Origin of the sequence: Neobacillus drentensis (assembly GCF_036965645.1) — a bacterium.
Taxonomy (GTDB): domain Bacteria; phylum Bacillota; class Bacilli; order Bacillales; family Cytobacillaceae; genus Neobacillus; species Neobacillus drentensis_D.
The window spans coordinates 1-5,876 of the sequence record NZ_JBALPZ010000223.1 but is presented as its reverse complement, the minus strand read 5'-3'; the positions used below and the strand labels follow the sequence as shown (position 1 = coordinate 5,876).

5 protein-coding genes are annotated in these 5,876 nt (G+C 41.1%); all 5 read right to left on the bottom strand.

Annotated features, from left to right (window positions below):
• Positions 1-26: 26 nt before the first annotated feature.
• The 5 genes from V7266_RS28865 to V7266_RS28845 all read right to left on the bottom strand — a co-directional run bounded on the left by V7266_RS28865 (position 27) and on the right by V7266_RS28845 (position 5,605).
• Positions 27-2,273, bottom strand: a complete 2,247-nt coding sequence (locus V7266_RS28865; protein ID WP_335472654.1) for a YhgE/Pip domain-containing protein — start codon at positions 2,271-2,273, stop codon at positions 27-29.
• Between the two features lie 205 nt (positions 2,274-2,478).
• Positions 2,479-2,613 (bottom strand): hypothetical protein, encoded by a 135-nt coding sequence (locus V7266_RS28860; protein WP_335472653.1) that lies wholly within the window; start codon positions 2,611-2,613, stop codon positions 2,479-2,481.
• A 175-nt stretch (positions 2,614-2,788) separates the two neighbouring features.
• Positions 2,789-3,547: a twin-arginine translocase subunit TatC gene (gene tatC, locus V7266_RS28855; protein WP_335472652.1), complete on the bottom strand. Its 759-nt coding sequence runs from the start codon at positions 3,545-3,547 to the stop codon at positions 2,789-2,791.
• 73 nt (positions 3,548-3,620) lie between these two features.
• Positions 3,621-3,827: a twin-arginine translocase TatA/TatE family subunit gene (locus V7266_RS28850; protein ID WP_335472651.1), complete on the bottom strand. Its 207-nt coding sequence runs from the start codon at positions 3,825-3,827 to the stop codon at positions 3,621-3,623.
• A 32-nt stretch (positions 3,828-3,859) separates the two neighbouring features.
• Positions 3,860-5,605 carry an alkaline phosphatase D family protein gene (locus V7266_RS28845; protein ID WP_335472650.1) on the bottom strand — a complete coding sequence of 582 codons (1,746 nt, stop codon included), beginning with the start codon at positions 5,603-5,605 and terminating at the stop codon, positions 3,860-3,862.
• Between the last annotated feature and the right edge of the window lie 271 nt (positions 5,606-5,876).

The following is a 5,876-nucleotide window of genomic DNA, read 5'->3' as shown; positions in this document are numbered from 1 at the left end:
TTTTCTCTATTTTCCATTTATTAACGCTAGGCGTGCCTTTTTGCGTGCAAAACTTCCGATTGTCCGCTATGCGAACCGGCCCCATGTTTCCGTTTAAATTGAAGGATAAAATAGAATAAAGTACCTGCATTAAAGATGAATCCAAAAACAGCTAACATTAGTGCTTGGTGCCATATATCATGGAGATCATTTCCAATCGAAATAAGATCCCTGAATCCCCTTATCGCATACGTCATAGGGAGGTATGGGTTAATATGTTGATAAAATGGAGGCACCAGAGCTATAGGAAATGTCCCTGAGCTGCCGACAATCTGCAATAAGAGTAAAATGAATCCAAGAATCTGCCCTATTTTTCCTAAAAGGGTACAGAGCATTTGCCCTAAAGATAGGAAAGTAAGACTCACTAGAATGGTAAATAGATATAACCCCATCACATGTTTAACCTCTAAGCCCATCCCCTGGATAAGTATAGTTACAGCTAGAATAGATTGAACCAGCCCAACGATCATCACCACACTATGCTTACTGAGAAACCAAGAAGCCCCGGTTAATGGTTCTAATGTTGTTTTCTTAAGCTGATACGTGGAAGCGAAAAATAAGGCACTTGCCATCAAGCCGATTGCTAATATATAAGGAATGATGCCCGCCCCATAGTCATTGACTTCACTGATTGTGTGAGATTCCAACCTTGTTGGATTCGAAAACATGTCGAAGTTTTTATCATTCAAATTCAGTTTATTCGTTTGGTCTGCACCGAGGTGTAACGAAGAAAGTAATTGACCCGTTCCATCAGATAAAGTGGAAGCCCCCTTATACACAGACGCGGATCCATCTGCTAGTTTTTGAGAGCCGTCACTTAACTGATTGGCACTATCGTTAAGTTTCTTAATCCCCTGTACATATAGATTACTTGCATTGCCTATTTTTAAAATGCTATCCGAGACGGTGCTTGTTCCATCGGTTAATTGGCGAGCACCACTTTGTGCTCCCGCTAACATATTGTTAAATGTCACTAGACTTGTACGAAAGGTCTGCTGCCCTTTTGCTAATTGTTGAGCGCCTTTATACATAGATTGTTGTCCCTTTGCAAATTGATCAAGTTGGCTCTGTACATTCTGAGAGCCTTGCAAAACAACTAGGATCATAGACTCGAAATCTGTGATTTTTTGCTCTATATCGGCTGTGGAAGGAGACATGATTTGATCCAGGTTTGAAAGCAATTGTTGTTTTTCTTGCTCTGAAAGAGTTTTGCTATTCATAATAAGCTCTTTCTGTTCACTAATTAATTCGTTTTGGTCTTCAAGAATTTGTTTTAAGGAGTTCAATTGTCTCACCAATTCGGACCGTCTATCATTTAATTTCTCCAACGTGCTCCATAATGGAGCCATTTTTTCTTGAAATCCAATGGTCTCCTGATAGGACTGCTGTAAACTAACTTTGAGTTCGTTCGTTCCTTGTTCCAGCTTTTTAGAACCATTAGCAAGCTTTTCACCCGTCTGGTTTAGGACACCCAAGCCATTTTCTAATTGATCCATCCCGCCATTTAGTTTTTGCATCCCGTTAGAGAGTTGGTTAATTTCTGTTTGAAACTGTTGAGTCTCATTGTATACTCTTTGGGTTCCGCCCTTAAAAAGGGCAGTACCAGCCGCTAAACGCCGCGAATAGTCTTGCAGCGTTTCAGTGGCATCTGTCATTTGATTAGCCGCCTGATCAAGTTTATTCGCACCGTCTGTTGCTTCTTGTATATGATTCGCTACTTGATTTAAACGGTGAAATAATGTGATGGCATATTGTTTGGTGATAGAATTGGATATCTTCTCATTAATTTTACTGATTCCGGAGGTAACGATCTTTGAGGCAGTATAGTTTTTCCCTGGATTTGTATAATATTTCAATCCCATTTTGCTAGGATGTTGATCTAACAAGGTAGATCCTTTTTGAGAGAAATCTTTGGGAATTTCTACTACCATGTAATAATCTTCATTTCTTAATCCCTTTAACGCTTCTTTATGATTGGTAAATGTCCATTTAAACGAGTGATTCTGCTTTAAATCATGAACCAAGTCTTTTCCCAGCTGCAAATTCTGTCCAGCAAATGTTGATCCTGCATCTTGATTGACTACAGCAATTGGCAGGTCTCCTGTTTTGGAATAAGGATTTCTAAAAGCGGATAGAAAAATGCTGCTATAAATCAACGGTACAAAAAGAATGGCTAACAATGTTAATCCAGTTTTGGGATGACTGAAAATATGTCTCCACTCTTCCTTTATCATATTCAACGATAATATCCCCCCTTACATAATAGGATAATTCTACCATACAAGACCTGGATTATTAGATACATATTTTTGTGAAATAACAACATTTTCTCCGAAAATTTGGGAGCATGGGGCCGGTCGTGCGTCATTAATGGAAGCATGAGAACCGTCCCCATCCTACCACCTCCATATTTTAGGCAAAAAAAAAACGATTCTCATTTTATCTTTGAGAGTCGTTTCTAAATAATTCAACCACATATTGTAATTCACTTTTAGTGCAAGGTTTTAAAGCGAAAGCTGAAGCTGCCATGTACTTTCCATAAGAATCCATAAAGTTTTTCATTGCTTTTCTCATTTTATATTACCACCTTCCATAATTTATATATTGATTATCATACAAATGGTGATTTTTGACAAAGCTCCGGAAAACGGAAACATTCTCCATGAAAACGAGGACATTTCCAATGTAAGCGTACATTTTATGGTGTTTTCTCACTATTTCGCTGTTTTTCTCTATTTTCCATTTGAAATCACAGGGACGGTTCTCCTGCTTCGGAAGCATAAGAACCATCCCCATGATTCTTCAGCAGCCGTTTACGATAGACTATTTTTGAAAGTGTGACACTTAACTCATAAAGAATGAGCAAAGGAACCGTTACAAGGATATCCGACATAAAATCCGGCGGTGTGACTAAAATGGATATCACGATCAGAACAAAATAGGAAATCTTCCTTGCTTTGGCTAATCTCAAAGGATTTAAGATTCCTAACTTCGTTAAAAAAATGACCACTAACGGCATCTCAAACAGCAATCCGAACGGAAGCGTCAGATTCAGCATAAACCGAAAATACTTTTCCGCTGTAAATAAGGTTTCAAATTGCCCCTGGGATAAAGAAGTCAGAAATCCTAAGACAGTAGGAAACAACACAAAATAGCCAAAGGCAATCCCAATCATAAATAACAGAAAAAGAAAAGGGATGAAGCCCAAAGTCACCCTTCGTTCCTCTCGGTTCAAGGCAGGTGCCACAAACCTCCAAACATGATAAGCAGCCACCGGAATCACCCCGGCCACCGAAAAAACGGCTGCAATCATCATGTAGACCCATAAAATATCACTTGGCCCGAGTACCGCCAGTTTCTGATCCAGGTCTCTAATCAGCCATTGATAGATCTGTTCGACATAAATAAAACTGATTATAAAAAAAAGAATAAAGGCTAACACCGTTTTAATCAGTCTTCCCCGTAACTCTTCTAAATGCTCCATAACAAGAAGTTCTTTGCGATCCATCCTTTTTTCTCCCCTTTACCTTTCAAAAAAAGAGGACGAGTTTCCCCGTCCAAACATTAAAACGAAACTCATGTTAACTTTCTTTTTTGACAGCTGTTAAAGCAGGCTTTTTCTCTTCCTCTTTTTCATCGCTTGAAACTAATTCCTTTGTCGCCGTTTTAAATTCAGAGAGCGTCCGGCCAAAGGCACGGCCGATTTCTGGCAGTTTAGACGGTCCAAAAATAATCAGCGCAATCACAAGGATAAGGATTAAACCAGGAATCCCAATATTTGAAAACATCAAAGACCAACTCCTTTATAGTTTATAGTTGCTTAATTCGGAACCTTAACTCCTTTTTTCTCTAATTGCTTTAGATGGGCGCGGCTATGGGCCTTGTTTCGGTCCTCTTCCACCTCAGCGGAAAGCTGGACGCCTAATGGAACTTGTGTGGTTGAAACCTGTTTCAGACCCTGCTCATCTTTTTCAAAAACAAACGATGCGCGTGTGGATACATCAGCACCAGTTACTGACACATAGGGAACAACCCGGTAATCCGCCTGCCAGCTCTCAGGGGTAACCCGGCAGCGAACATAGCCTCGGTAGTCATTAAAGAATTTAATATGCGGATTCAAACCTAAAATTTTGTCCGTATCCGCACGCTTATCAGCCCCATCACCACCTGAGGTGATCGACGTGCCGATGAATTCAGCCCCAAAAATCCTCGAATTTGGATTATCGAAATCTTCTATTAGGTTTGCGGCCCAGCTCGCATGAACATCGCCCGTTAATACCATCATGTTATTTAATTGTTTAGATTTAGCGTAATCTAACACATGCTGGCGCGCGGCAGGATAACCGTCCCATGCATCCATGCTATATTTAGGCTTAGCTGCCGTTCCATAATTCCGCTGCGCAAAGAAGATTTGCTGGGCTAGGACATTCCACGCCGCCTTGGAGTCATCAAGTTTATTAAATAACCATTGTTCCTGCTCTGTTCCCATCAATGTCCGCTTAGGATCAAGCGATTCAGCTGTCTGCGGGGAGCTTGTATCTCCGTTTGCCTGGTCATCACGATACTGACGGGTATCGAGAACAAAGAAGGAAGCGAGATTGCCGTATTCGAAATCACGGTAGATTTTCATATCTGCCCCTTGTGGCATCGTAGATTTTCTAAGCGGCATATGCTCATAATAAGCCTGGTATGCTGCAGCCCGGCGAATCACAAATTCTTCAACCGATTGACCCTTTTCCGGAATCACGTTGGCGTAATTATTCTCAACCTCATGGTCATCCCATGTTACAATCCATGGAAAGGCTGCATGAGCGGCTTTCAGATGCTCATCGGAACGGTATTGAGCATAGCGGTTTCGGTAATCATTAATGGTTTTAATCTCTGGACCACTATGGGTTCGAACATTTCCAGTTGAGGCGATGTATTCATTTGGTCCGTATTCGTATATGTAATCTCCAAGGTGGAAAACAAGGTCTAAATTCTCTTTCGCTAAATGTTGGAAAGCTGTGTAGTATCCGTGTTCATATTGCTGGCAGGATACAAAAGCAAAGTTCAGGGCAGAAACGTTTGCTCCAGCAGGCGGAAGTGTCTTGGTTTTACCAACCGGGCTTAATTCATTGCCACTTTTAAAACGGTAATAATAGACTGTGTTTGCTTTTAGTCCGCTTACTTCCACATGGATGGAATGCCCAAGATCCGGTCTGGCCAGTTCTGTCCCCCGTTGGATGATATGACGGAAATTCTGATCAGCTGCCACCTCCCATTTGACTGGGACACTATGCGGCGGCATCCCTCCCCCATTTAATGGATCCGGAGCAAGCCTTGTCCAAAGAACGACGCTATCGGATAGCGGGTCACCAGAGGCAACACCAAGTGTAAAAGGGTAGTCACTAAAAGACGGATCCGCATTCACTTCAAATCCACCGATGGACTGAGCAAGAGCTAGTCCCAGTGAAAGTCCTGCAATTTTACTGGCCCCCTGTAAAAAACTCCGGCGGTCGATATTTTTTTCTAGTTTATCCATTCCCAGGTTCTTCATCCATTCATTTAAAGGCATCTCACGCATCCAATTCATCCCCTCTTAGAAATCAGTTTTTATCACGTTTTTCATTATAGAGGGGGAATTTTAAGCAAGTGTAAATAATTGTAAAGATGGAATTCGACCACCTTGAAATTAATAGGTACTATTGAATAGGAAAATAAACTCACAAACCAATAAACTCGACCTCAACCTCGTTTCTCCCAGCTTCCTTTTTACTGCAAATGACCCATCTTTCTTCATATTTCTTTTATAAAAATCAAACAAATGGGAGCATGGGGGGAGCATGGGGACGGTT

Bases quoted from the DNA above. Each gene is read 5' to 3' on its own strand.
- V7266_RS28865 (WP_335472654.1), bottom strand. From the start codon at position 2,273: ATGATAAAGGAAGAGTGGAGACATATTTTCAGTCATCCCAAAACTGGA.
- V7266_RS28860 (WP_335472653.1), bottom strand. From the start codon at position 2,613: ATGAGAAAAGCAATGAAAAACTTTATGGATTCTTATGGAAAGTACATG.
- tatC (WP_335472652.1), bottom strand. From the start codon at position 3,547: ATGGATCGCAAAGAACTTCTTGTTATGGAGCATTTAGAAGAGTTACGG.
- V7266_RS28850 (WP_335472651.1), bottom strand. From the start codon at position 3,827: ATGTTTTCAAATATTGGGATTCCTGGTTTAATCCTTATCCTTGTGATT.
- V7266_RS28845 (WP_335472650.1), bottom strand. From the start codon at position 5,605: ATGCGTGAGATGCCTTTAAATGAATGGATGAAGAACCTGGGAATGGAT.